This window comes from Pauljensenia sp. UMB6358, assembly GCF_030216865.1.
GTDB lineage: Bacteria > Actinomycetota > Actinomycetes > Actinomycetales > Actinomycetaceae > Pauljensenia > Pauljensenia turicensis_A.
In genome coordinates this window covers 18,609-44,659 of sequence record NZ_JASOMS010000006.1, presented here as the reverse complement: position 1 = coordinate 44,659, position 26,051 = coordinate 18,609, and the positions used below count along the sequence as shown (strand labels likewise).

General features: G+C 57.3%; 21 protein-coding genes, 3 tRNA genes and 1 pseudogene. 5 read left to right on the top strand and 20 right to left on the bottom strand.

The genetic code is table 11. The features are described from left to right. Positions 1-75 precede the first annotated feature (75 nt). Positions 76-146 (bottom strand) — tRNA-Gly (locus tag QP381_RS05525). Between the two features lie 130 nt (positions 147-276). On the opposite strand from QP381_RS05525, the gene QP381_RS05520 reads away from it, so the two are divergent. After that, a tRNA-Pro gene (locus QP381_RS05520) sits at positions 277-350 on the top strand. Between the two features lie 73 nt (positions 351-423). Here QP381_RS05520 and QP381_RS05515 read toward each other — a convergent pair. The 6 genes and pseudogenes from QP381_RS05515 to QP381_RS05490 form a co-directional block, all read right to left on the bottom strand. Continuing rightward, positions 424-1,481: pseudogene (locus QP381_RS05515) on the bottom strand (NAD(P)-dependent alcohol dehydrogenase). 264 nt (positions 1,482-1,745) lie between these two features. Continuing rightward, positions 1,746-1,955 (bottom strand): hypothetical protein, encoded by a 210-nt coding sequence (locus QP381_RS05510; protein ID WP_006681315.1) that lies wholly within the window; start codon positions 1,953-1,955, stop codon positions 1,746-1,748. 146 nt (positions 1,956-2,101) lie between these two features. Next, positions 2,102-2,174 (bottom strand) — tRNA-His (locus QP381_RS05505). Between the two features lie 363 nt (positions 2,175-2,537). Continuing rightward, positions 2,538-3,455, bottom strand: coding sequence for an ATP-grasp domain-containing protein (locus tag QP381_RS05500; RefSeq protein ID WP_040318568.1), 918 nt, complete (start codon positions 3,453-3,455; stop codon positions 2,538-2,540). A 216-nt stretch (positions 3,456-3,671) separates the two neighbouring features. Then, positions 3,672-4,808: a D-alanine--D-alanine ligase family protein gene (locus QP381_RS05495; RefSeq protein ID WP_006681317.1), complete on the bottom strand. Its 1,137-nt coding sequence runs from the start codon at positions 4,806-4,808 to the stop codon at positions 3,672-3,674. Between the two features lie 139 nt (positions 4,809-4,947). Further along, on the bottom strand, positions 4,948-5,979 hold the full coding sequence (locus QP381_RS05490; RefSeq protein ID WP_285068048.1) for an NAD(P)H-dependent glycerol-3-phosphate dehydrogenase: 1,032 nt from the start codon (positions 5,977-5,979) through the stop codon (positions 4,948-4,950). Between the two features lie 50 nt (positions 5,980-6,029). Here QP381_RS05490 and QP381_RS05485 point away from each other — a divergent pair, with 50 nt between their 5' ends. Beyond that, entirely contained in the window at positions 6,030-6,674 is a 645-nt protein-coding gene (locus QP381_RS05485; RefSeq protein WP_285068047.1) for an AMIN-like domain-containing (lipo)protein, read from the top strand. Positions 6,675-6,739: 65 nt separating this feature from the next. On the opposite strand, the gene QP381_RS05480 is transcribed toward QP381_RS05485, so the two are convergent. The 5 genes from QP381_RS05480 to leuC all read right to left on the bottom strand — a co-directional run bounded on the left by QP381_RS05480 (position 6,740) and on the right by leuC (position 12,166). Further along, a complete protein-coding gene (locus tag QP381_RS05480) occupies positions 6,740-7,519 on the bottom strand; it encodes a lysophospholipid acyltransferase family protein (protein WP_285068046.1) in 780 nt (259 codons plus the stop codon). A gap of 130 nt (positions 7,520-7,649) precedes the next feature. Further along, entirely contained in the window at positions 7,650-8,591 is a 942-nt protein-coding gene (locus QP381_RS05475) for a diacylglycerol/lipid kinase family protein (protein WP_285068045.1), read from the bottom strand. An 8-nt stretch (positions 8,592-8,599) separates the two neighbouring features. Beyond that, positions 8,600-9,922, bottom strand: coding sequence for a UDP-N-acetylglucosamine 1-carboxyvinyltransferase (gene murA / locus QP381_RS05470; protein ID WP_285068044.1), 1,323 nt, complete (start codon positions 9,920-9,922; stop codon positions 8,600-8,602). Between the two features lie 159 nt (positions 9,923-10,081). After that, positions 10,082-10,741: a 3-isopropylmalate dehydratase small subunit gene (leuD, locus tag QP381_RS05465; protein WP_006681323.1), complete on the bottom strand. Its 660-nt coding sequence runs from the start codon at positions 10,739-10,741 to the stop codon at positions 10,082-10,084. 24 nt (positions 10,742-10,765) lie between these two features. Next, the gene (leuC, locus tag QP381_RS05460) at positions 10,766-12,166 is read right to left on the bottom strand and encodes a 3-isopropylmalate dehydratase large subunit (RefSeq protein ID WP_219585304.1); all 1,401 of its coding nucleotides are present in this window, start codon (positions 12,164-12,166) and stop codon (positions 10,766-10,768) included. Positions 12,167-12,327: 161 nt separating this feature from the next. On the opposite strand from leuC, the gene QP381_RS05455 reads away from it, so the two are divergent. Next, positions 12,328-13,062, top strand: coding sequence for an IclR family transcriptional regulator (locus QP381_RS05455; protein WP_006681325.1), 735 nt, complete (start codon positions 12,328-12,330; stop codon positions 13,060-13,062). A gap of 86 nt (positions 13,063-13,148) precedes the next feature. Here QP381_RS05455 and hpf read toward each other — a convergent pair whose 3' ends face one another. The 5 genes from hpf to mtrA form a co-directional block, all read right to left on the bottom strand. Next, positions 13,149-13,796, bottom strand: a complete 648-nt coding sequence (gene hpf / locus QP381_RS05450; RefSeq protein ID WP_285068043.1) for a ribosome hibernation-promoting factor, HPF/YfiA family — start codon at positions 13,794-13,796, stop codon at positions 13,149-13,151. A 191-nt stretch (positions 13,797-13,987) separates the two neighbouring features. After that, positions 13,988-14,482, bottom strand: a complete 495-nt coding sequence (locus QP381_RS05445) for a ComF family protein (protein ID WP_285068042.1) — start codon at positions 14,480-14,482, stop codon at positions 13,988-13,990. Between the two features lie 371 nt (positions 14,483-14,853). Beyond that, complete coding sequence (locus QP381_RS05440; RefSeq protein WP_285068041.1) at positions 14,854-16,560, bottom strand: GerMN domain-containing protein; 1,707 nt, start codon at positions 16,558-16,560, stop codon at positions 14,854-14,856. After that, a complete protein-coding gene (mtrB, locus tag QP381_RS05435) occupies positions 16,557-18,305 on the bottom strand; it encodes an MtrAB system histidine kinase MtrB (protein WP_285068040.1) in 1,749 nt (582 codons plus the stop codon). Before mtrB ends, QP381_RS05440 begins: the two co-directional genes overlap by 4 nt. After that, on the bottom strand, positions 18,286-18,966 hold the full coding sequence (mtrA, locus tag QP381_RS05430) for an MtrAB system response regulator MtrA (protein WP_285068039.1): 681 nt from the start codon (positions 18,964-18,966) through the stop codon (positions 18,286-18,288). Before mtrA ends, mtrB begins: the two co-directional genes overlap by 20 nt. Before the next feature lie 155 nt (positions 18,967-19,121). Between mtrA and QP381_RS05425 the strand changes: the two genes are divergently transcribed. Next, positions 19,122-20,270, top strand: a complete 1,149-nt coding sequence (locus QP381_RS05425; protein WP_285068038.1) for a hypothetical protein — start codon at positions 19,122-19,124, stop codon at positions 20,268-20,270. Between the two features lie 19 nt (positions 20,271-20,289). Here the strand turns inward: QP381_RS05425 and QP381_RS05420 are convergent, their stop codons facing one another. Then, the gene (locus tag QP381_RS05420; RefSeq protein ID WP_285068037.1) at positions 20,290-20,799 is read right to left on the bottom strand and encodes a DUF3499 domain-containing protein; all 510 of its coding nucleotides are present in this window, start codon (positions 20,797-20,799) and stop codon (positions 20,290-20,292) included. 76 nt (positions 20,800-20,875) lie between these two features. On the opposite strand from QP381_RS05420, the gene QP381_RS05415 reads away from it, so the two are divergent. Next, positions 20,876-21,295 carry a metallopeptidase family protein gene (locus QP381_RS05415; protein ID WP_257878415.1) on the top strand — a complete coding sequence of 140 codons (420 nt, stop codon included), beginning with the start codon at positions 20,876-20,878 and terminating at the stop codon, positions 21,293-21,295. Between the two features lie 97 nt (positions 21,296-21,392). Here QP381_RS05415 and QP381_RS05410 read toward each other — a convergent pair whose 3' ends face one another. Together QP381_RS05410 and QP381_RS05405 are read right to left on the bottom strand one after the other, a co-directional pair. Next, a complete protein-coding gene (locus QP381_RS05410) occupies positions 21,393-22,805 on the bottom strand; it encodes a DUF5719 family protein (RefSeq protein WP_285068036.1) in 1,413 nt (470 codons plus the stop codon). Further along, entirely contained in the window at positions 22,802-26,044 is a 3,243-nt protein-coding gene (locus QP381_RS05405; protein WP_285068035.1) for a glycosyltransferase family 2 protein, read from the bottom strand. The genes QP381_RS05410 and QP381_RS05405 overlap by 4 nt, the downstream gene beginning before the upstream one ends. Between the last annotated feature and the right edge of the window lie 7 nt (positions 26,045-26,051).

Here is a 26,051-nt window from a genome sequence, read left to right as displayed (position 1 = left end):
CCCACACCACCCCACCACAAACGGCGCGATAGCAACAAAAACCCCCGATCCTCAACGAAAACCGGGGGTTATCAGAGCGGATGACGGGAATCGAACCCGCGTGATCTGCTTGGAAGGCAGAGGCTCTACCATTGAGCTACATCCGCAGACGCATCAAAGCGCGCATGGTCGATAGTAGCGGGTTTTCACTTCGATTGCGAAATTTAACCCTCTAGGCCTTATGATCTTCCATGTAGCATTTCGCTTCGGCGCCCTCAAACGCCGTTGCGTGTGTTTCGGGGTGTGGCGCAGCTTGGTAGCGCGCCTGCTTTGGGAGCAGGATGTCGCAGGTTCAAATCCTGTCACCCCGACAGTCAAAAAGAGGCCGTGACCCGCATAAAGGTCACGGCCTCTTTCACTTCAATGCTCATGAAGCAACGTATTTCAGAACGTTGCCGTATCGATCACGTAGCGGTAGCGCACCTTAGAGTCGACAACGTTGTTGTAGGCTTCGGTGATGTCTTCGCCACTGATGATCTGAACCTGCGGGGCGATTCCATGCTCGCCACAGAAGTCCAACATTTCCTGCGTTTCGGGGATGCCACCAATGTTGGAACCAGCAACGATTCGGTTACCGCCAATGACCGAACGCCACGGCAGGGTCAGCGGTGTCTCGGGCAGGCCGACGTTCACTAAGGAACCGAGCGGACGCAGTGTTGCAATCAGCCCCGCGTAATCAAGGTTCGCGGCGCTGACGGTGCAGATAATCAGGTCAAAGCTGGAAGCAAGCGACTCGACTGTCCCCTCTTCACTGGTGGCGTAGAAGTGCGTTGCGCCGAACCGACGCGCATCTTCTTCCTTCGAACGACCGTGCGAGATCACGGAGACCTCGGCACCCATGGCTGCCGCAATCTGGACCGCCATGTGCCCCAGTCCGCCCATGCCCACAATTGCGACCTTCTTGCCGGGGCCAGCTCCGAAACGCTTCAGTGGCGAATACGTCGTAATACCCGCGCACAGCAACGGAGCCGCTGCCTCAAACGGGATTTCATCCGGGATGCGGCACGCAAAGTTTTCCGACACCGTGAAGCCCTGGGAGTAACCTCCGGCAGTCGGATTTCCATCGGCATCCAAACATAGGTCCAGAGCGCTCCTGGAAGGCCGGCCTCGTCCCCCGTACAGAACTGTTCGTAGCCCGAGGTGCACATTTCACACGTGCCACACGAGTTGGTCAGGCAACCGACGCCGACCTTGTCGCCGACCTTGTACTTCGTGACGCCTTCGCCGACTTTGGCGACGATGCCGGCGATCTCGTGGCCGGGGACCAGAGGGTACTTCTTCGGGCCTCACTCGCCCCTGGCGCTGTGAATGTCGGAGTGGCAGACGCCGGCGTACTTGACCTCGAAGTAGATTTCGCCGGGGCCGGGTTCGCGCAGGTGAATGGTGGTTTTGTGGAAAATGCTGGCGGTGTCGTCGCACGCGTAGGCGAGAACGTCGGGCATGATGCCTCCAAAGATTGTGAGGTGGGTTCGCCGATTATCGGCATCGTTTCATTATCCGCGTTGGGTGCAATTCGCGCACGCCGACGACGGTGATGAAGTTGCTGGCGGCATGAGCACGGTGGACGTGGGTGGATTCAGTTGCCATAAGTGGATCATTCCACGATGCACGAGATCGCACCCCTGATGAGGGCTCAACGCCTATTTGGCGCGAATATCACGAAGCATTTCCGCTGAGCGCTCTGGGGATCCTCGTAGCTCGTCGCCTTACCAGCGACGAAGCGGCACCAACCGTAATCTGAAGGTCGCGGTGGCTGAACCAGGTTTGCCTTCGTCTTCACACACAAACGAGAAAAGATCATCAATCATTTCTCGCAATTCGCGGAGCGTGTGACCCTGCGTGTGGTAGGTCTGCCCAGCGTACGTTAAATGAGCGATCCACCAGCCACGATCACGAGCGACCTCAACGGTCATCATTTCCCCTCCAGTTCCTCGTAGGAAAAATACCACTGTAGTCCTCAGGCATTCGCGGAGCACCCCTTATTCCCCTTATGCCCCCGTCAGCGTAGGAAACTCCTTACGAAAACAAAATCCCGGAACCGCAAGGTTCCGGGATTCATCTGGGTGGCTGACGGGACTCGAACCCGCGACGTCCTGGACCACAACCAGGTGCTCTACCAACTGAACTACAGCCACCATTGAAGCGCTTAGCGCAACGGAGAAAACTCTAGCAAATAAGTCACCTCAAATGAAAATCGTACTGGGTACTAGCGCGTGTCATTCGCCACGTCGCCCCCAACAAGCGCAAAGCCACACCAAGCAAGGCGCCACGTCACCAACCGCACCCAACGCGACAAAACCGAGCTTTTAAACCCACATTCGTCGCACCAAGTGCACGTGGGAACAGAAAAGACTCAGCCAGGCACCGATGCAATATCGGAATCAGACCCTTGAGACCCTAACCACCTAGAATTAAACCAGTCCAACTTCCGGGGGCTAGTTCACCAACTGCCGGGGGCTAGTTCAGGCCTTCGCGGCGTCCTCACTCAAGCGAGATGCTCACCAGTGCGCACGCACCGAGATTGCGTCAGCAAAGTTTCCGAGCGCTTCCGGCGTCGCCCCCAGGTACAGGTCAGCGTCAACCAAAGACACTTCCATGACCAGGAACGAGCCCTTACCGTCCGGCACCAGGTCCACGCGGTTGAACAGGAACTGTTCGTCGCGTCCAATGCGTTCCTTCACGTATGCGTGCAGGTTACGGCGGATTTCTTCGCCCCACTGCCATGCGACAGAGTCGGCTGCCTGAGCGGTAACGACTGCTTCGTGCATGCTCGGGTCGGTGACGGATGCGGGGTGCAGCTGCGCACGCTTCACAACAGCGTGCGAGACCAGACCATTGAAGAACACCAGCGAAATCTCACCGTTGGTGTCGATTTCTTCAAGGTAGCGCTGAACCATGACCGCACGTCCCTCGCCCAACAACTGCTGGACCTGCGCGATGGCGGCTTGACGCTGCGGGGTGGAAAGAGTGGTGTATCGGCCGATATCACGCACGCCGGACGAAACGGCGGGCTTGACAATGAACTCACCAGAGGCCGGGAATCGTGTGTGGATCTGGTGCTTCGACAGATTCTGCTCAGGTTCCAGCCAAGTGGTGGGAATGGTGGGCAGACCGCGCTTCGCCAGCGAGCGCAGGTAGGTCTTATGCGTGTTCCACTCGAGAATGTCGGGGTGGTTCAGGATTCGCGGAACCTTCTTGGTCCATTCGAGGAAGGTGTCGCGTTGCAACGGGTAGTCGCTGACCGAACGAACGATAACCATTCCGGCTTCGTTCCAGTCCACGTCCGGGTCGTTCCAGACTTTAATGTGGGGGTCGCATCCGCGTTCCGCGAGAGCATCCAGCAACCCTTCCTCACCGTGGTAGAGGTTCGGCATTGCAGATGAGGTCACCAGCGTGACTTTGGGCTTGGTCGTCATAGTTCCAAAGATACCGAATCGGCGCATGCTTGTGGGAGTTAAGTCCTGAGAGCCAGCGCACGCCACAGTGGTCGTTTGTTCGCTCAGCAACGAGGCCGCCTCCACTTAGAAACCGTCTCACCACTACAGGGGCGGGGCACACTCGCGCCTAAGATCAAGGAGGGGCGTACTCAAATCTGGGTACGCCCCTTCCCGTTGTCATTATCGGTTCGACACTTATCGCAATCCGAGTTCCCGATCGAGCGCTTCTTCAAGAAGTGTGTCAATCAAGCTGGTGTAGTCGAGTCCTCCCTTTGCCCACATTTGCGGGAACATGGAGATCGGCGTGAATCCGGGCATGGTATTCACTTCGTTGATGATGACGGATCCGGTTTCTTCATTGTGGAAGAAGTCGACACGTGCCAGACCTTCGCATTCCAAAGCGTCGAACGCGCGGGCAGCCGTGTCGCGGATCTTCTTTTCGAATTCGGGCGCCACGTTTGCCGGGCACACGAGGCCGATGGCTTCGGTGTCGACGTATTTGAGTTCGTAGTCGTAGAACTCGCCTTCGGGGACCTCGATTTCGCCGAGGGGCGCGGTGCGCGGGTGTCCCGTGGCGGATCCGAGGACGCCGCATTCGATTTCGCGTCCAACGATTCCGGCTTCGACGATGACGCGCGGGTCAGCGTTTTGCGCTTCCTTCATGGCGACTGCAAGCTCGCCCGCGGAATCGACTTTGGTGATACCGATGGAGGAGCCTGCGCGACAGGGCTTCACGAACACAGGGTATCCAAGTGCGCTCACGCGGTCGGTGCATGCCTTGGGGTCTTCTGCCCATTGAAGAGCGGTGATGAGTTCCCACTGCCCCACGTCGATTCCGGCTGCGGCAAGCACGGTCTTCGTCAGGTGCTTGTCCATAGAGATTGCGCTGGAGGTGACGCCGCATCCGACGTAGCGGACGTTCGCCATCTCGAAGAGGCCCTGGATGGTGCCGTCTTCGCCGTAGGGTCCGTGCAACAGAGGCAGGACAACGTCAACATGTCCAAGGTCTTCAACGCCGGAGACATGAGAATCTAAAGCCGAGGGATCGCCTTCGTAGGTGACGTCAAGCAACGACCCAGAACCGGGAGCAAGAACAACGCGCGAGGCGCCGGCCGTCACGCTCTGGCCGTGTCCGTCTTTGAATTCCAACGCCGAAGGGTCATCGGCTACGCGCACCCATTCCCCATCGTGAGTAATACCGACGGGCAGAACATCCCACTTCTCGCGATCAATTGCGCGCAGAATTCCGGCCGCTGTCGCACACGAAACCTCGTGTTCACCTGAGCGTCCACCAAAAACGATGAGGACGCGACGCTTTTCAGTTTCAGTCATGCGTTAAGAGTATCGCCACCGCGCGCCCGTTCGACTACGCGGTGGCGGTGTGCCCGTTTACTCGCATTGCCGAAGCCGCGCTCGGCATATTTTCACGCTACACGTGAACGCCACCCGAACAAGGGCGCGAATAGGAACCTCAGAGTAACGAGATCTCCCAGCCATCCATCTTCTGCGGGCGCGCAAGGAGCATCTGCCCCATCTGTTCGATCGTGGCGTCACCGCTGACAACGGCTAGAACGGCTGCGCTGATCGGCATATCGATGCCCAGCGAATCAGCGACGGCAAGGATCGGCTCGGCAGAACGCACACCTTCAACAACGCCAGGTGACAACGCGAGGGCCTTGTCCAAACTCAAGCCCGTACCCATACGATGACCCAAGGAGAAGTTACGTGACAGGCGCGACGAACAGGTTGCCATCAGATCACCAATACCGGCGAGTCCAGCAAAGGTAGCGGGGTCTCCCCCAAGCGCTTGACCTAGGCGAGTCATCTCAGCAAGACCTCGTGTAATGAGAGTCGCGCGGGTATTGAGCCCCAGCCCCATCCCCTCTGCAGCGCCAATAGCCACGGCAATGACATTCTTCGTCGCGCCCGCGATCTCACAGCCAATAACGTCCGTCGAGACATACGGCCTAAAGTACGAGGTGTGACACGCCTTCGCAATATCGATAGCCAACTGCTGGTTCGTTGAGGCAACGACTGTGGCCGTCGGCTGATGCTCGGCGATTTCGCGCGACAGGTTCGGCCCGGAAATGATAGCAATACGATCTTGGCCTAGTCCCGAGGCTTGTTCGATAATCTCGTCGACGCGCAGATGACTTGCAAGCTCCAAGCCCTTCGCAAGAGACACGATCACAACATCATCACTCAAGCATGGGCGCGCAGCCTCCAGAGTCGAACGCACACCGGCAACCGGCACAGCGATAACGATCAGTTGAGCGCCGGTCACAACCTCTTCGATAGACGTCGACGCACTGATCTGATCCGACAGTTCAATACCGGGAAGATAGGTCGCGTTCTCACCCGAGTTGATGAAGTCAACCGTGGTAGCTTTACGACCCCACATTGTTACATTGAGCCCAGCATCCGCAAGAATCTGCGCAAAAGTAGTACCCCAAGCGCCGGCACCTAAAACCGCCGCGCGCGTAAACACACGTTCCTTACTCATATGTGAGACCCTACTAGCACCTCGACAATTATGGCGGTGAAGATTCAATGATGTCTCGTAAGCGTGTGATTGGCGTTGCCCTACTGGCATCCTGCGGTGTGATCTTGGGCGCGTGCGCACCTCAAGTCGACGACACTATGAGTGATGGATCGACACCACAACCGATGCCCTCACAATCTGGCCAGTCAGGCCAGTCGGGTGATGCCACCCCAGAATCTGGCCCTGACAAACAAGAACAGGGCACGCAGCCAATTAACGGCGACGCTTGGGTCAACGAGTTGGAAGACGCCCCGTCTCAACCTGGTAAAACCCCCGCGATCTTCCACGATATGCGTGTTGGCGAACACGACACTTTCTATCGCATTGTCGTTGAGTTCACCGGCGAGGCCACCCTGGGCTACCACCAATCGTGGGCCGACAAGCCGATCGAACAGGGACGCGGACAGGAATTGGACGTGGAAGGCGTCGCCTATCTTGATTTCGTCCTGACCGGAACATCAATGCCGATCATGGACGGACAACTCGAGCAGTATTATCAGGGGCCACGAAACCTGCAGGTTGGTCCCTTGGACGTACGCGAAGACGGAACCTTTGAAGATTCGACCCACATCGTGATCGGTATGGATCACGCGAGGAATTTCCAGCTCGGCTTCCTGACACATCCGCTTCGAGCAGTAATCGACATCCAGAAATAGCAAGCAGAGCTAATCCAGAAATAGCAAGCAGAGCGAGAGCCTCGGGAGAGCTTGTCTCCCCCAGCCTATTTGCCTGCCTTCTTCGCCTTCTTCGCCTTCTTCTCTTCGAGCTTCTTACCTTCTTTTTCCCACCACGGGCCGGCCTTCGTCTTCGCCTGCCACATACGAGTCGGAGGTTCAAGGCCGCGCAGTTGTGCCACTCCCTTGGTCAGCGCAGTGTGCATGCGCGAAGTCGCTTCTTTCACTGCCTCGTGATTATCTGCCCCTTGGTCACTCATCAGATCCGACAGGTCAACAGGAGGCATGATCTGGTAGCGAATCGTGCGCCCAGGGCGGAAATCAATCTTCGACGAGTATGGGCCCTTGACGAATTGAGCACCCCATTGGGCAATCGGAACCACCGACACACCGGTGTCCAACGCCAGGCGCGCAGCACCCGTCTTGAACGACATCGGCCATTGATCGGGGTCTTGAGTGAATGTGCCTTCCGGCCAGATAGCGACAATATCGCCGTCTTTCAGAGCCTCGGTGGCAGCTTCCAAAGACTGAGCGGGATTCACTTCGCGGTCAACGGGGATCAGCCCCATGCCCGCAAAAATTGTGCCCATCACCGGCACAGAGAACATCGACTTCTTCGCCAGAAAACGAATCTTCGTCTTGCGCTTCATATAGAACCAGCAGAGGCTCAGCGGATCAACGGCTGACAAATGGTTCACAATCAGCAAATACGGGCCGTTTTCCGGGATGTTTTCGGTACCCTGCGCATCAATCTTCACCCACGGTGTCATGATCGGACGCAGGACGTTCTGGGCGAAGCGGTAGACGCCAGTGATCTTCGTGCTCATGGATCGAAGTCTAACGTGAGAACAGGCACTCGCCGCGGAATGTCAGGGTGCTGTCCACCTGCGCCTTTGCGTCTAAGGTCGGCGAATGGGTGCAGGAGCGATCCGTCACGCCTTACGCCGACTACGTTCCTCAGACCAGAACGTCGACGATGTGCGGCGCCGAAGTCACGGTGAAGGGAATCTCGGCCACCTTATCGCCGTCCGCCATGGCAACCATGCCAACGGGCTGGGTAATTTCAATCGACGAGGCCGGCTCCACATGGATGACCTCATGCCCCTGCGAGCGGCCACCCACAACCTTCGTCAAGATCGGAAGAGCCTTCAACAACGGGATGTCTTCAACGTGGCACAGTTCCATGATCCCGTCGGTCATATCGGACTGAGGAACAAGGCGAACGCCACCACCCAATCGTCCAGAGTTAGAAACGGACGTGATCCACCCAGTAAGCTCGCGTTCTTGCCCATCAATCTTCAGCGTAATGGTGGAAGGACGATGGGTTGCGAGAGCAGCGAACGCTCCATAGCCGTATGCGATAGGACCAGACGTAAACATTGACTCGTTCGCCAATAGATTCGCCTTCGCATCCAAGCCCAAAGAGACCAGGCCCAAAACCAGGGAATGAACAGTTCCGTCTGGGGTGGTCACCCACATTCCGTCCATCGGGCGAATTCGCGAAGCAAATAGCTCGTCGCTTTCTTCGTTCACAAAACCCAATTCTGCCAACTGTTTCGCGCGAGCTGACGCATCGGGGCTGATCCCAAGAGCTCGACACAGATCATTGCCTCGTCCGCCAGGAATCGGCGCGAACAACGTGCCAGTTTCGTGGGCGCCTCGTGCGATCGCCGAAATGAAACCGTCACCACCCAGGGCGCCAATCACATCCTCGGTTGTTGCAGACGCAATCTGACAAGGGTCATCTGACGCTCTGGTGACGCTGACTCGGACCGCCCAACCACCGCCACGTAAAATGCGGACAACTTCGGGGCCGACGTTCACTGAACGACCACCGGCTGACATAGAAGAAATCAGCAGATGGATTGATCGCCTCTTCGCCGTAGTGTGCGCAGTCATTGATTCGCTTACTTCACGTAGTCGACGCGAGCATCCAGCTGGTGCAGCTTCTTCGTAAAGTGCTCATAGCCTCGAGCAATCACATCAATGCCAGCAACCGTAGACGTTCCCTGAGCGGCAAGCGCAGCAATCAGATGCGAGAAGCCACCGCGCAGATCAGGAACCTCGATGTCCGCACTATGCAGCGGAGTGGGGCCGGAAATAACAGCGGAGTGGAAGAAGTTACGCTGGCCGAAACGGCACGGTGTTCCGCCCAGGCACTCGCGGTAGACCTGAATATTTGCGCCCATCTTGCGCAGGGCCTTCGTGAACCCAAATCGGTTCTCATAGACAGTTTCGTGAACGATCGACAGGCCTTCAGCCTGAGTCAAAGCAACGACAAGAGGCTGTTGCCAGTCGGTCATAAAGCCCGGGTGTACGGCCGTTTCAAGGGCAATCGACTTCAGTTCGTCACCGGGATGGTAGAAGCGGATGCCGTCAGAGTCGATGTTGAACGCTCCACCAACCTTGCGGAAGGTGTTAAGGAAGGTCGTCATGTCGGGCTGGTGTGCGCCACGGACATAAATATCACCGCGGGTTGCCAGCGCAGCGGCGCCCCATGATGCAGCCTCAATACGGTCAGGAAGTGCGGTATGGCGGTAGCCCTTCAGCGTGGGCACGCCTTCGATGCGGATCGTGCGGTCCGTATCGACGGAGATGATGGCACCCATCTTCTGCAGGACGTTAATGAGATCCATGATCTCAGGCTCGATCGCCGCCCCCTTCAAGGTGGTAATACCTTCAGCACGAACAGCGGTCAAAAGGGTCTGCTCGGTGGCACCGACTGAAGGGAATGGAAGCTCAATAACCGCACCGTGCAAGCCCTCTGCGGGCTTCGTGATGTGGACGCCGTCAACACGCTTATCGACGTTCGCGCCAAACTTGCGCAGGCCTTCAAGGTGGAAGTCAATGGGGCGACCACCGATGTTGCACCCACCCAGTTCCGGGATGAAGGCTTCACCGAGCTGGTGCAACAACGGACCGCAGAACAGAATCGGGATGCGCGAAGCCCCGCCGAGGGAATCGATATCAGAGCGCGACGCAACCTGAACGTTCGTCGGGTCCAGCGTCATCACACCGGTTGTTTGGTCGAAATCAACAGTCACGCCGTGAAGGCGCAACAGGTCCGACACAACATCAACGTCGCGAATCAACGGCACGTTCGACAGCTGTGATGGAGATTCACCAAGAAGCGACGCAACCATCGCTTTGGGCACGAAGTTCTTGGCACCACGAACAGTGATTTCACCGGTTAGCGGGTGACCGCCTTCAACGCGAAGCACGGAGGGCATGAATCAGGCTCCTCAAAAAGATGAATAGTCTGCCTCAACTTTAAAGCACGGCGTGCCGTGAGCGTCTGCAAAGGAGAGTCACGTCTCCCACAGATTCACTCACGGCACAACACACTCAGATGAAACCGAGTTTCGAAGTATTCAGTGATCCGAACTCATTCAGCGAGCGGACGGCATTCCCAGTCCAACAGGACGAGCAGGAATGACCTCTTCCTTCGGAAGATACTTCGCCGGAAGCGTCTTCGGCTTGAAAGAAGGACGGCTGGTTTCGTAGGCGTCGATTGCGTCTTCGTCGCGGAGAGTGAGAGCAATATCGTCGAGGCCCTCCATCAGGCACCAGCGCACGTAGTCATCAATCTGGAAGGACGCGGTGACCGGACCGGCGGTCACCGTCTTGTTTTCAAGCGAAACAGTGACTTCTGTGCCCGGCTCGTTTTCGAGGATCTTCCACAGGGACTCACAGTCTTCTTGAGAGATCACGCCAGCAACAAGACCCTGCTTACCCGCATTGCCTCGGAAAATATCGGCAAACTTGGCAGACAGGACGACGCGAAAACCGTAGTCCTTCAACGCCCATACCGCGTGTTCACGCGACGAACCGGTACCGAAGTCGGGGCCGGCAATCAGGACAGAGCCAGAGCGGTACGCATCCTGGTTCAAAATGAACTCGGGATCGTTACGCCAAGCAGCGAAGAGAGCGTCTTCGAAGCCGCTGCGAGTAATGCGCTTCAAGTAGACGGCGGGAATGATCTGGTCGGTATCGACGTTCGAGCGACGAAGCGGAACACCAACACCGGTATGGGTCGTGAACTTCTCCATGAGTGTTATCTCCTTCTTCGTTTCTTACAGATCAGCGGGGCTGGACAGGGTGCCTCGAACCGCAGTTGCAGCGGCAACCAGCGGGGAAACCAGGTGGGTGCGACCACCCTTACCCTGGCGACCTTCGAAGTTACGGTTCGAGGTGGATGCTGAACGCTCCCCTTCCTTCAGCTTGTCGGGGTTCATTGCCAGGCACATCGAGCAACCGGCATTACGCCATTCGGCGCCGAAGTCGGTGAAGATCTTGTCCAGTCCTTCAGCTTCAGCCTGCAGGCGCACGCGAGCAGAGCCGGGCACGACCAGCATGCGCAGGCTGTCTGCCTTCTTACGACCCTTGATGACGGCTGCCGCTGCACGCAGATCCTCGATACGACCGTTCGTGCACGAGCCGAGGAAGACGGTATCGATCGGGATTTCACGCATCGGAGTGCCCGCCTCGAGCCCCATGTATTCAAGCGCACGCTGGGCTGCCATCTTGCCAGTCTCATCGGTGAAGTCATCCGGATTCGGGACAGTGGCTGAGAGCGGCACGCCCTGGCCGGGGTTTGTGCCCCAAGTGACAAATGGTTCAATATCGGCTGCTTCGAGGATGACCTCGTTATCGAAGACGGCATCATCGTCGGATCGCAGAGTCTTCCAGTATTCGACTGCGCGTTCCCATTCTTCCCCTTCGGGAGCGTGCGGACGTCCCTTGATGTATTCGAAGGTGGTTTCGTCGGGAGCAACCATGCCGGCGCGGGCGCCCGCTTCAATCGACATGTTGCAGATCGTCATGCGGCCTTCCATCGACAGCTCGCGGATTGCTTGGCCTCGATATTCCAGAACGTAGCCCTGGCCACCGCCGGTGCCGATCTTTGCGATGACAGCGAGGATGATGTCCTTCGCAGTCGACCCTGCAGGCAGGGAACCGTTGACGGTGATTGCCATGGTCTTGAACGGAGCCAGTGGCAGGGTCTGGGTTGCCAGAACGTGTTCGACCTGGCTGGTACCGATACCGAATGCGAGTGCGCCGAATGCACCGTGCGTCGAGGTGTGCGAGTCACCGCAGACAATTGTCATACCCGGCTGAGTGATACCCAGCTGCGGGCCGACAACGTGAACGATGCCCTGGTCGGCATCACCCAGCGAGTGCAGACGAATACCGAACTCTTCAGCGTTCGAACGCAGAGTGTGAATCTGTGTACGGCTGGTCTCATCAGCGATCGGCAGGTCGATATCGAGGGTCGGGGTATTGTGATCCTCGGTGGCGATCGTCTGATCGGGACGACGAACCTTTCGCCCTGCCAAGCGCAGCCCTTCGAAAGCCTGGGGACTGGTCACTTCGTGAACAAGGTGGAGGTCAATGTAAAGAAGGTCAGGGGCGCCACCTTCGCCCTTTTTCACAATATGGTCTTGCCAGACCTTTTCGGCCATTGTGCCGGTCATGTTTCCCCCTTGCGTGCGTTCAAAATAGTCCTGAACAGCGCTTACTTACAGGCAAACGGTCACCGAGCAACTTATTCGCTTGCTGTTTCCTTGTTCATCGTCTGCCGTTTCAGCATGCGAAGAGTTGCAGTCTCATTGGTTGAGATGGCAAACTTTTGAATATGGAGGATTCAACGACTAGTGGAGTCGGAGTTCTTGACAAGGCAGCACTCGTTCTCGGCGCGCTTGAAGCCGGACCTGCTACCTTGGCTCAACTCGTCTCCGCGACAGGTTTGGCCCGACCCACCGCGCACCGTCTAGCGGTTGCCCTTGAGTACCACCGCATGGTTGCTCGCGACATGCAGGGACGTTTTGTTCTCGGTCCCCGCCTCCAAGAACTCGCTTCGTCTGCTGGCGAAGACCGTCTGCTTGCGGCGTCGATGCCCGTCCTGAAGGCTCTTCGGGATCATACGAAGGAATCCTCACAGATCTTCCGTCGCCAAGGCGACTACCGTGTCTGCGTTGCCGCATCCGAACGTGAGATGGGTCTGCGCGACTCCATCCCGGTTGGCGCAACTCTATCGATGTCCGCCGGTAGCGCAGCACAGGTTCTGCTTGCATGGGAAGAACCCGACCGCCTCCACCGTGGTCTTTACGGAGCCTCTTTCAACGCAACGACGCTCTCTCAGGTTCGTCGTCGCGGGTGGGCACAGTCTGTCGGCGAACGCGAGCCGGGAGTCGCGTCAGTTTCCGCTCCGGTACGAGGCCCCTCGGGTCGAGTCCTCGCCGCCCTGTCGATTTCCGGTCCGATTGAACGCATGGGGCGCCAGCCCGGTCGCCAGCACGGCCCGTCCGTCGTCGCAGCGGCAAACCGCCTGTCTGACTTCCTGCGTAGTGTCGAAGACGGCGAGCTCTAGCCTCCTCTGCCGTCTTTAACCTCCAACGCATAAAAGTGTGAGCCCCAAGAAAACTCTTGGGGCTCACACTTTTGGCTATCGAGTCGTCAGCAGTCCGTTGTCGTGTTCAGACGCAGGACACCGTAGGTCCAACCGTGTCGGTGGTAGACGACGCACGGTTGCTTCGTTTCCTTGTCAATGAACAGGAAGAACGGGTGGCCAACCATTTCCATCTGGTTGAGTGCTTCATCAACCGTCATCGGTTCGGCTTCGTGAACCTTTTGACGAACCAGGATCGGAGTATCGCCAAGCTGCTCTTCGCGCGCTTCGCCAACCTTGAGGTCTTCCGCAGAGCGAAGTTTGAGCGGAGCGGCCTCTTCGATGGTATCTTCAACCGGCACGGGTTCTTCGAGGAACTCGACCTCATCCATCTCGTGAGAGTAGCGACGACGATGATCCTTGGCGCGGTCACGCAAGCGACGGAGGCGTTCGAAGAGTTTACCGGCCGCAATATCTACAGCTGCGTAGCGGTCGCCGGATTCTGCTTCTGCTCGAATGATTGGACCCTTGCCGTAGACCGTGAGCTCAATTCGCTCGGCGGTATCTGCTTGGCGAGGATTACGTTCGTGTGTCAGTTCCACGTCGACGCGCTGAGCGCGCGGGTAGAACAGGGTAATCTTCGAGACTTTCTCTTCGACGTACTCACGGAAGTTCGGGTGGATTTCCGCGTTGCGTGCGACGACAGTGATGTCCATTTTTCCTCCATGGGAAGCTGGCGAGCTTCGTTGCTCGCGGGGTTGAATGTCCGATTGCCTCATCGCATCGGACGGTGATCGTAGCTATCACCCCCAGTCACTGGGCAAAGACGCCATTCTTCGGGTCATCTTTGCTCTATCGGTTATACGCCTATCATACCCCTTTTTTCGTGAGCTGCGTCATAGAAAGGCTAAACTCGGGCACATACGCCGACCGCGTCAACCCGTCCAACAGCGCGCGCCACCTCACGGCATGTCGCTCCTGTTGTCAACACATCATCAACAATCACTACCGCCACATTGGCGGGAATACGAAGCCGCCGGCGCATGGATCCGGCTCGATCGAGACGGCGGCCTCGTCCCCCACGACCCGCTTGAGAGCGCACGCCAAACCGCAAACAAACTGCGCCAACCACCCGCGCTGGCCGTCCACTGACCTGCGCAAGCCCTAACGCAACACCCCGGGCAAAAGCGCCGGTCACATTCTTACCGTGAAGCACTCGTTTCCAGCTCGACGGCGCAGGAATCACCCACCACGGCTCATCGCCTGGAAGCGCAGTGGCAAGACAACGCCCCACACTTGCGCCCGCGTCATATAAGAAGTCGTCGCCACGAAAGGTCGGCGAATGTTTAGAGGCGATGATGATGTTCCTCAACTCGCCGTCATACCTTCCGATAAACGCCATCGGCACGGTGGCGCCACTTCCGTCATTATCACAGGGCGCGCATGGCATTCCCGTTTCGCTCTTCCCTAAGGTCACGAGACCGATCCGCTCTAATCGAGCGGATCGAAGCGCGATACTACGACAACGCGGACACACGACATGATCCCAGACCATACAACCCGCACATTGAGCAGGCATCAGTATTGACAGCAGGGACAAAACCGCGATGCGTAAACGCTGAAGAAACTCCATTTCTCCATCATGTGCCTCTGCTTCAAGGAGAGCGAACGGGGAATCTGCATTCTGTGGATAACCCGCCTCAATTGCTACGGTGTTTAACAATTGTTCACTTTGACGTGAAAACGAAACTGAAAACGAATCAGATATGCACTCTAGCCGGGGAATCGCACGTCGGCGAAAGTTGCGGGCATAGCCTGCCATAAAGCACCCGTTCGACACGTGACGCTACCCGAACGGACCTTCACACACACATTCGCCGTCGTCAGACCAGCACTGACTGCTAAGGCCTGATCTGGAACCTCGGACTGGGAAACAAAGCCACCAATCGCAACTTCATCGAGTTCCATATCGTCACTATCAGCCGACGATTCAGCCGAACGAACAACCACATAGGACGACGAACCAGCCCACGAAAGATCAGCAATCTGCCCGTGAATACCGAGAATCGCCTGACCGTCTTCAAGGCCTAATGGCACACCGCTACTATCTCGCGCAACCGCGAACATCCAAGCGGTCGCGTTCGACGGCGTTCCAGACAAAACAAGAGCTCGCGCGCCATCGGGCGAAATGGCAACGCGAAGCACGCTCACAACACCTGTTTCATTCATGGGAACACGTCCAACCTGGCCGTCGGGAGTCGTTGCAATGATCGGTCCGCTTGTTGAAGCGGGCGACCAGACCCAGCCGAAGCGGTCAATCGAAGGAGCCCCGGCCTCGTTCCCCGACCCCACGTCCACCGACGAATGCGCGCCTTGAGCACCCGAGGCGGACACGACCAGCGAATTTCCTTCGCGCCATGCCACAACATCGCGGTTAATCGGCGACACCGCCGGATACGACGCGGAAGACGCAGGAGAAATCGGCAAGTCAAACGGTGTCAGAGTAGAGCCCGCCAGCGATCCAATGCGGCCTGCCTGCAAAGCAATTCGCGTATCCAACGAATAGGAGGACAACGCCGGAGTCTCGACCCCTTCAAGAGAAACCCCGGAAAGACTCAGATCCACTGTGGAAATCTGCGAATCCTGAAGGAGGGTTTCCGTCACCTCCCACGCAAGAAGCTGACGCGGGGTTCCCTCGCCAACCGTGGGGGAGCTCAGATCCACTTTCGCGATCTGATCACTGATTTCAACCCCCTGAGCCGGGAACGTCGTTCCACCGGGAATCGCATTCATGACCGCCGCTTCGATCGTTTGGCTCGGCCCAGCGATCAGACCTGAGAGCAGATGCGAGGCAAGGCGACGCGAAGGATACCAACGAGGATCCGCAACCAAGGCATCCCCGGTCCTCGCTGGGAAATAGAGGTTCGCTTGTTCATAGGCAGCGCTGAACGCCGTTTGAGAAACGATGAACGCATCTTCGGGGGAATCGATGCGCCACTGCCCGCCCTCTTGGACCAGGTTGAACGTCGACGAGATCATGGAGTCTTCGCTCCGCGTCATCACGCCTTCACTGTTCACTGAGGCGACAGCGGGAACAGTCACCGTTGCTGTTAACGTTCCCGATCCCTCATCACCTTTAATTGAAATCGACGGCGACGAAGCAGTGTCATAGATCAGAGCCTCATCATCTGGTGCCCACACCTGCTGGGAAGCAGCCGTTAAAAACAAGCGCGCAGTCGCAAAATCATCATTCGTTCCCGCAGCGCTTGCAAGAAGAAAATCAGAAATCAACGTCTGCGGATCAGAATTCTTCAAAGGCCCATCAGCAGCAAATTCAACGGGATCAACGTCAGGAACAGACACCTCAAAGGGCGCTGGATCCGATGCCAGAGGCAACGCAATACAGCCGGCAAGGCCAAACATGAGGATTCCGGACAATAATCCGGACGCACATCGTCGCTTGAGGGCACACCTCATCATGTGGCTTCCTCCCACAATTCAAGAGGAGTCGACACTACGGTCCCACCCGCCGCCTTCGGCAGGGTCATCACGAACGAGGCTCCTTCGCCAATCTTTCCTGTCGCAACCAAAGTGCCCCCGTGAAGCGCCACGTCCTCTGCAGAAATGGACAGACCCAACCCGGTACCACCCGTTGTGCGTTTACGCGAAGAATCCGCGCGGAAGAAGCGGTCAAAAACGTGGGAGGCTGTTTCCTCACTCATACCGGCGCCATGGTCGCGCACCCTGACAGCAACGTCTGTTTGACTCTGAGCGACCGTAATATCAACCGGAGTTCCTTCAGCGAATTCAAGAGCATTCACGAGAAGATTGCGTAGCACGCGCTCGATACGACGCACATCAATCGGGCACGCACACCGTTCTTCGCCCGCGTGAAGTGCGACGGGTACACCCAGCCGATATGCCAGCTCAGTATTAGCTTCAATAACCCTGGCAACAACCGTCTTCAGGTCCGTCATTTCAGCTTCAAGATCGGCTGAGCGAGCATCGTAGCGTGAGATCTCAAGCAGATCGGTAAACAGTGAATCCATTCGTTCTGTCTGATCGTGGAGAAGTTCAGCCGATCGTTTCGCCGGAGCGGGTAGGGCATCCCGGTTATCCCAGATGACTGAATCCGCCATCTTGATTGTCGTCAAAGGCGTTCGAAGTTCGTGGGACACATCGGAAACGAAGCGCTGCTGAAGCTGTGAGAGCTCGTCGTATTCTTCGATCTTTAATTGTAAGGATTCAGCCATCAGGTTGAAGGCCCCCGACAGCTGAGCCATTTCGTCACTGCCCTTCACGTCAAGACGAACGTCCAGATCACCGGTAGCAAGTTTCTTCGCCGCATCTGCCGTTTTGCGAACGGGACGAAGCAACTGAAATAGCATCCAAAACGCGCCAACTGGCAGAGCAATCATCAAGGGAGTGGCGGCGACCAAAAGGACACGCATCACCATATTCACCTGGCGCTGATCGGAGGCAAGGGAATAGACGATGTACAGTTCGTGCGTTCCTGCTCGAGGAAGACGCACCGTCGTTCCGACAAGGATTCCCGGATCCACGTGATCGCCGTTGGCTGGGATGGCAACAGACTTCCACTGAGCCTGTCCCCCGTTTTGCACGGCATCGCGCATTTCGGTGTCGATCAACGCATCAACATTCGCGTCGACGATCTGGTTGATACGGAACGTCGATGTCGAGGTCTGAGAACGCAAGAGAATAACAGAAACAGCACCCGCACCACCGGCAGATGTCCGAATGTTCTGAACAACCTGACGGGCAGCTTCCTGAACCTGATCGGGAGTTGAAGCCGTTGACTGGTCGAAAACAACCTGGGCGCTTGAAAAACGCAGGGCTGCGTCTTCGAGGATCTGAGTTCGACGCGACTCAAATGCGGTATCTTTCAACTCAGCAGACACGAGCAGTCCGAAAACAGTGATCACTCCGAGGGCTGCAACCGTGATCGCTAAAGCCGAACGAAGTGATAGCGAGGCGCGGACCGCGCGCGCAGGCCCAGAGCGATAGACGGCTGTGTAGACACGCGAGTTCGTCCACTTACGCACACGTGAACGAAGGCTCTGAACCCACTTCTTCAGCCACGGGTACTTGTGATAAGGCGTGTCAGGCGAGCTGGCAACATCGCTGGTTGAAGCCACCGCGTCATCTTGAACGAGCTCCGAGTCAGTGTCGCTTGCCACGCCACGGTCAGGCGCCTGCGCCGGCACGGTAGCCGACTCCCCTCACCGTGATAACAACTTCAGGCTTTTCCGGATCTCGTTCGATCTTCGAACGCAGACGCTGGATATGAACATTCACAAGACGTGTGTCCGCCGCATGGCGGTACCCCCACACCTGCTCAAGAAGTTCTTCTCGACTAAACACCTTCCACGGTGCTCGCGCCAGCGCGACAAGAAGATCGAATTCAAGCGGGGTCAGCGAAATTGCTTCGCCCCCACGCATGACCTCGTGCCCAGGAACATCAATCTCGACGTCATTAATCGACAGCTTTTCGTCACCTGAGTCGTCACGCCCACGCAGACGTGCACGAATTCGAGCAACAAGCTCCTTCGGCTTAAACGGCTTTGCCACATAGTCGTCCGCACCTGCTTCCAGGCCAGCCACAACATCTGACGTATCCGTGCGAGCGGTCAGCATGACAATCGGAACATCCGACTCCAGACGAATCTGTCGGCAGACTTCAATTCCGTCGAGACCGGGCAGCATGAGATCCAAGAGGATCAAATCAGGATTCGACGCGCGGAAAGCCGCGAGCGCTCCGCTTCCATCTGAGCAGGTGGCGATAGCAAATCCTTCGGCTTCTAATACGATGCCAATCATCTCTGCAAGGGCGACGTCATCGTCGACTACTAGGATTCGCGAAGTCATATAACGATCGTGTCACGATCGAACGGTTTTTGTGACTCGACTCGCCAAATGGTTCAACGTTACCCCTTTTCGCTACCCTTTTCCCTTATCTTTTTATCGTCTCATGCCATACTTTTTTCATCTTCATTGATTGAAGTGACCTCCAGAGAGCCGTCATGACTGATTCAAACGACTTCCGCCACCTCCACGTGGGTTCATGGGGAGAACCGGATTCTCCGAACACTCCACAGTTCCACCCACAGGACAATGCCACTGTGTGTGCCTCTCAGGATCCTTCGTCCACCCAGGGATTCAATCAGCCTCCCCTTCAGGCAATGAACTCCACGCCAATGTCGCCCGGTTCTCCCTCCCCAGTTCAGCCCGGAATTATCCCCCTGCGCCCACTGGGCGTGGGTGACCTGTTTTCTGGAACGTTCGAGACTCTTTCAAAGAACCCGTTCATCTTGTTTATTCTTCCCGGAATCGTCACGATTGTTACTGGGATCATTACGCTCGTCACGATCTATTTCGCGTTACCGAATTTCACGTCGCTTGTTGATTTTGACGGTCGCATATCGACCGATGACCTGTCGACAATCGGGATGACGATGACGCTTCGTACTATTCCCTTCGTTCTGATTCTGCTTGGTCTAGCTGGCTTGTTCCCAGCGATCGTGGTTCCAAACGGTACGGCTGACGCGATCATCGGTAAGAAGCTATCCGCCGAAGATGCCTTCAAGCGCTTTAAGTCCAGACTGCTTGCCATGATCGGTTTAAACATTCTCTGGGCATTCCTCTTCACCCTGATCATCAGCGTTACGTTCACCGTATTCTCGCTGGTCGCCCTAGGCGTAAACTACGTCACCGACCGTAGCCACACTCAGATGATGATGGTTTTCTTGCTCTTCGGCTCAGTTGGAGCGATCACGACATTCCTTGTGTGCGTGTTCTTCCACGTTCGGTTCATTTTTGCTCAAACGGTATGCGCGGTAGAAAATCTCTCCCCATTTAAAGCGTTGCAACGCTCGTGGAAGCTCACACACGGCGTAGCGTTCAAGACTCTTGGACGCACCATCCTGATTGCAATGGTGATGGGCGCGATCGGAAGTATTTTCTCCGGAGTACTCTCCACATTCACTACGTTCACCATCAGTACCGATCCGCAGATGTATCTGACCGCAATTCCGTTAGCGGCAGTAGCATCCACGATCGTGCAGATGCTTGTCATGCCTCTTTCACAGACATACATCGCGTTGATGTACGTCGACGAACGTATCCGCAAAGAAAACTTCGCGTACACGTTGATGGAGCAGATTCGTCACTGAGCCTGCTGAGCGCGTCCGTTTAGTGTGAGTGCGGAGCGTCAGAATCAGAAATAACCGTGAACTGAGCCCTGCGTTTCGCATACGGAGACTGCGGGTCAAGAGGGCTTGAAGTATCAGGATCTTGGGACGTAAACGGACCTCGTTCGCAGGCCTCGTAAGTTCGCGGTCTGGAACTACGCGATGGCGAATCCGTTGCCTGAGAGGCGGACGAACGCGGAGGAACTCCAGCCTGCGATGCTTCGGATGACAAGGTAGGCGTCTTGGCGGCCTGGCGAACCGCGTCCACAAGGGCAAGCAGATCGTCGCCCGAAGGCGGAACCGAATCAAAGTGGGTAACAAGTCGGATGAGCTGCCAGTCCTGAGGCGGATTAAAGCGGTTCGCGTGGTCTTCGCACATGTCATACGCGTTGGGTTGCGCATATGTTGACAGTGGGCCGAGGACAGCCGTAGCGTCCGCATAGTCATAGGTCAACGTGGCAACTGCCGGACGCGAGCATCCTGGCTTAGAACAAAGACGAGCCGAAATCACCCCCATAGCCTACGCCAGGATTACCCATTCGGGGCGTTGGCACTCTGGCTAAGGCGAAGCACGTTAATGTTGTGGGGTGCCTAGTCGAATTCATCATCCTCGTCGCGATCCTCATGGTCGTGGTGGCAGGGGTCCCGTCTTTTTCCCGGGAACACCCGCATGGCGAACCAGGCGCGAAGCCTTCGATGAAATGATCGGCGCGCACATCGTAGAGCTCACTCGACGCTGGCCCGAAGTGGCAACAATCGAATTCGCTACCGAGGATGTTCCTCCGTCAAATCCAGCTCCGTGGGAATCTCACGCTGAAGTGCTTGCGCGCATTTTCCACGCTGATCGCAGGCGAGGTCTTCGAGACAGAATTGTCATCTATCGGCTTCCGATCGTTCTTCGCGCAGGCGATCAGGACATCGTGAAGATTACACGTCAGATTCTGGTCGACAGGATCTCGCACATCTTGGCGATTCCGCCGGATGAATTAGACGAATACCTGCGCTGACAGGTTGAAGACACACTGTCAGCCGAACACGTTGTCAGCGCGTCGGCTAATATGCGTGCCTTACCTAGTTGAAAACACACTGCCAGCCGGGACGCCGTCAGGGGCCGACGTGGACCCTAGCTTGTTGCGTTGCCAACCCTCCGGTGCCGACATTCCACGTTGCATGCACAACACCATTCGGAGTTGTTGCGCTGACAACGATGGAGGCGTAAATCTGCTGATCAGATGTCACCTTGCCGTCATCTCTAGGAAGATCAACGACGGTGGATGTGCCCGCAGGAACTTGGACTTCCCGACCAGCAACGCTGACCGTAGCATCTGAGGACGCATCCGTGAGAGGATTCACCAGTACCATCTGCGCAGTCACGTCGCTCACACCGGAGTTACTTTCCAGAGACGTTGCGCGCAGAGGCGTGGCACTCAGTTCCTTTGTTACCAGATCACTCAGGGTTGTTAGCCCTGGAATATCTGCCTTCGAGAGAGCGTTCGCAGTGGCGATACTCGACAGGATCGTCCACGTCTGATCCGTCTGCGCCCACTTTCCGCCATCCCACGATTGTTCAATGGCACTCACGACCGGCGCATCGGACGTGACCATAATGCCACTGGCGGCTGATGCGATACCCGTCAGTGGAATATCCAGAACGGTTTGGGCATCAATTTCCAGTTCTGTTCCTTCGACAACCTTTGACCCGTCCTCGCCGATCAAGGTGACCTGAATCGACGCGGGGTCTTCCCCGGGGACACCGATGCGGAGAAGAGACGCTGTTTCGCCACCAAGACCCGCGAACACTACTTGTGTCGCAGGTTTCGTCGACGCACTCCATGTGGCACCAGCGGGGATTTCGCCATCCAATCGGGAAGTTTGAGCCCACGCGGAGATGCCCACCGAATCGGACTCAATATGCAGGGCGATTCTCTCTTCGTCGGGGTACCAGCCCGAGGGCACGACGGTGATCGTTTTCCCAGCGGGCACGGTGAGCGTGTGCGGAGCATCGTCCAGCAATCCAATCGGCCCATAGCCGGTCACGGAAACGGTTGCTGGGGTTGCGCTGGGATTGGCCAGAGCAAGAACAACGTCATTACCCGCATACGTCGAGCCCGTAAGAATCCATTGATCGCCGCTGGGAAGTGAGCAGCCCGTGGCTGACAATCCCAGTAGTTCTCCGCCACCTTGGCCAGTGATGACAACACCTGTAGGAACGCCGATTTCTTCATTTGGCGCCCCTGAGGCAGTGATCGATCGGGCCAGTTCATCACCGTCTGTGGGGGCAAGAGTCGACCAGATGTGTCCTGCAGTCGTGGTGGCAGGAGTCGACGCGAATGGGTCAATGATTCCCGGTGGACATGCAAGCGTCACCGATGACGGGGCAGCCGTGATGACGGGTGTTTCAATCGTCGTGGGTTCTTCACCGGACAGGAACGTTGTAGCGCTAGTGGCAAGCCCCAAGAGTGCAAGTGCACCAAGGGAAGCGAGCAGTGCGACCGGTTTGTTCATGCGTTCAGTCATGAGCGACGCTTCCTCCACGGCATACCGGCCAAGAACGCGAATCCTAGAGCCACCAGTGATGCGATCATCCACGGGAGTTGCCACCAGCTTTGATGCCACACGTGAAGCTCTCCGTCGGTAACCCCACTAAATGCTTGCGCCCAGCCATTGGAGGCCAGCTGCGGGGTTAGCTCGGTTCCGTTCACTGTTGCTTTCCAGCTGGAATGCGCGCGTTCTGCCAGCTGCACTGTCGCATTCGTTCCGGTGTTTTCAACCGTTCCACGCGCATCAAGCAAGCCGGAGTCGAGGCTGGCGACGGTGTTGAGCGCATTCAGGGTCACCCGCGCAGGGGTACGGCCTTGCGGGCGGATACGCCACAGGTATCCCGCATCGGTTTCGCCAACGCGTTCAATGTCGGGGGCAGATGCCAGTGCTTGCACGAACTGCTGGACTTGTACAGAATCAGAGCGCACCAGAATCGAGTCGATTCCGTGTTCACCGATTGCCTGGACTGTAGAGGCGTCAGGGTAGGAAACGAGCGTGAGCACCAGCGTTTGAAGGTCTGCTGTTGCTGCGTCCGATGGTGCACCCGCGGTGGCCTCGTGGTAGGCGATCGCGCGGGTAAGCGCTGTTGAGTCGGTGAATGACGGTCCGTTTGCGCGCCATACGTTGGCATCAATGACGAAGAATGTTGCGTCTGCGTCCAGGACAAGGACGCGTCCTGCAGTTTCGGACGTTTGCGCCTGCTTGGACACTGCCGCGATCACATTCGGGTTGGCGACGACGTGGTCTGAAGTCAAGCGTTGAGTTTGCGTCAAGTCGCCGTCAGCGCCAAGCGCACGAATGTGAGTAAAAGCAGGAAGCACCCCACCGGCGACGATTCCGATTGTGCCGATGAAAGCGACCAGTTTCAGCCAGAACGGTGCTTTGGCGTCCCACGTCTTGACGTGAGAGGACGAAAGTGCGATGGCAACAAGCATGCCGACCGCGCCAAGCGAGAAGTAAGTGCCAGTCCAGATAGTTGTCGTGGCTGCTCCGCTCAGGCCTGCATCGAGTCTGGAGGCGAAGGGTGTCGACGCAAGAATCAGTGCACTGGTGAACACGATCAGTGGGACGACGCGGTTGCGACGGTGCGCGCTAAGCGTCGACGTGGTCATGACTGCGAAGGAGCATGCCACTCCCCCGATGATTAAGAATGCCGAAGGCGCGACCCAGATGCTCATTTCAAGAATCGACGAGGCCGTGCTTCCCAATCCGAGCACCGTGAACCACGAGGGCGCGGACGTGGAAGCAAAGGTTCCGCCCGAAGCATCCAGCAAGGCTCGCCAGCCTCCGGGACTGGTCAGGGCGAAAGCGTAGAGCGGAGTGATAAGAACAACCGAAGGAAGAAGAGCGAGCAGAGCGCGAACCCATGGCAGGCGCCGGGTTGCGGTAGCCACAATCAGTACGAAGAGCACTGCAAGAAGCCCGGAAGGAAGCGCTGCAACAAGGAAAGCCGAGGTCAACGCAAAGCGCGCTAACGCACCGGTTCGTTCTGACCTGAGCAGTTCCACGGTGCCTTGCGCTCCGGCAATTCGCAGAGGCTCTGGCGCAGTGAGAACGCGGAACCATTGGTCAACGGCAAGGGGAAGCAGGACGTGGAAGAGTGCCGGTCCGATACGCCCCTGCGAGGCGGCAAGGCTGAGGGACGGAAGGAATGCCCATGCGAGCGATCCCAGGGCACGCACTGCGATGGACTGAGTCAGACGACCGGTCAGGTGCCATGCGCTCAGGCAGGAAAGTGGCCCGGTGAGCATCGCAATGATGCCGATAACGGTAGTCGGTTCGATGCCGGCAAAAGAGAAAGGCCACGTAATAAGTGCGAAGGGAATCAACAGCGGATCGTTAGGGCCGGCCATCCCATCGCCACCGGGGATCCATGAAGCCCATGCTGCGTCCCAAAGATCGCTCCACGACGAAGGGAGAGTACGCCACGCGCCACCACTCACTGACGAGGTACGTCCCCACCAGAAGGCCACGCCGAGGGCGATCGTGGCGAGCATGATGGTCGCGAAAGCTACGCGTGAGCGCGAACGATACTGAGCGCGCGATGCGGTGACCAGCGGGTCTTCGTCTTTGTCTTGACCGATTGCCTGACGTCGTCTGCGCGCACTGTCACGCACCTGTCGACCGCTTACGTACAGCTCGCGAAGAACCTTGACGGGAACGATACGACTACGTGCTGCACGGTGACGCGCTAAGAGCAGGTGCGGGGTTATCGCAATCAGAGCCAACCATGCCCGCAATTCAGGCCAGAACAGTTCACCGCGACCGCTGACTAAGCGCCCAAAAGCACGCGCGGGCGACCAGAAGGCAAGCCAGAGCGCCAAGAATGGCAAAGTGAAGACTCGCACGCCCTTTGCCCAGTTATAGAGCTGGGCAAAGCGACGCTGGCCAAAACTCATATCGCGGGGGACGCGCGCGGAAATGGAGGAAGGCTGGTTGAACAGATCGAGAACGCGGGCATCGTCACTCGCTGTTGCAGGCTGGTCGTCTAAAGACTCTTCAGTGTTTTCGCTGAGCGCCAGTAGTGTCGGAGGAATGTACGAGGTACGAAGGTGGCGAATCCTCGCTTTGGGCGCTACAACAACGCGATAGCCGGCAAGGTGCAACCGGCGGGAGAAATCGAGGCCTTCTCCGAACGGACCGAGAGCAGTGTCAAATCCTCCCACTGCGTTCCAGGCAACGGTGGAGACGAGCATTCCCGCAGTGCCGACGCCCAGGACATCAGAGGTTGAGTCGTATTGTCCTTGGTCGATTTCGCCACGGAGAATTCCGTCAGCTCGACGCGCGCTGGACGTTGCCTGAATACCGCATTCAATGATGTGGGACCCATCGGAGCACATTTGTTTTGGACCGACGGCACCGATGGTGCGTGAGCGGTCTGCATGTGCCCAGAGGGCATTCAAGCAGTCTGGTTCAGGAATGGAATCGGAGTGAAGGACCCACGCCCACGCGTAGGTGTTCAGAGCAGCGTCTTTATCGGCGAACGCCCGGTTGAGAGCCTGCGAAATGTTCTTGGCGCGGGGCGCGCTGATTCTGTGGGCCGTGGGAGCAATGCGACCAATGAGCCCAGCAATTTCAGTGTCTGACGCTGGAGAACAATCAATAACATAGGTTGCACCAGGCTTCATTGTCTGGGCTTGAACAGCAACGAGGACGTCGCTGAGGATTTCCGTGGCCTCGTGAGCAACAACGAGAGCTACGAGAGAGGAGCTCACTGGAGAG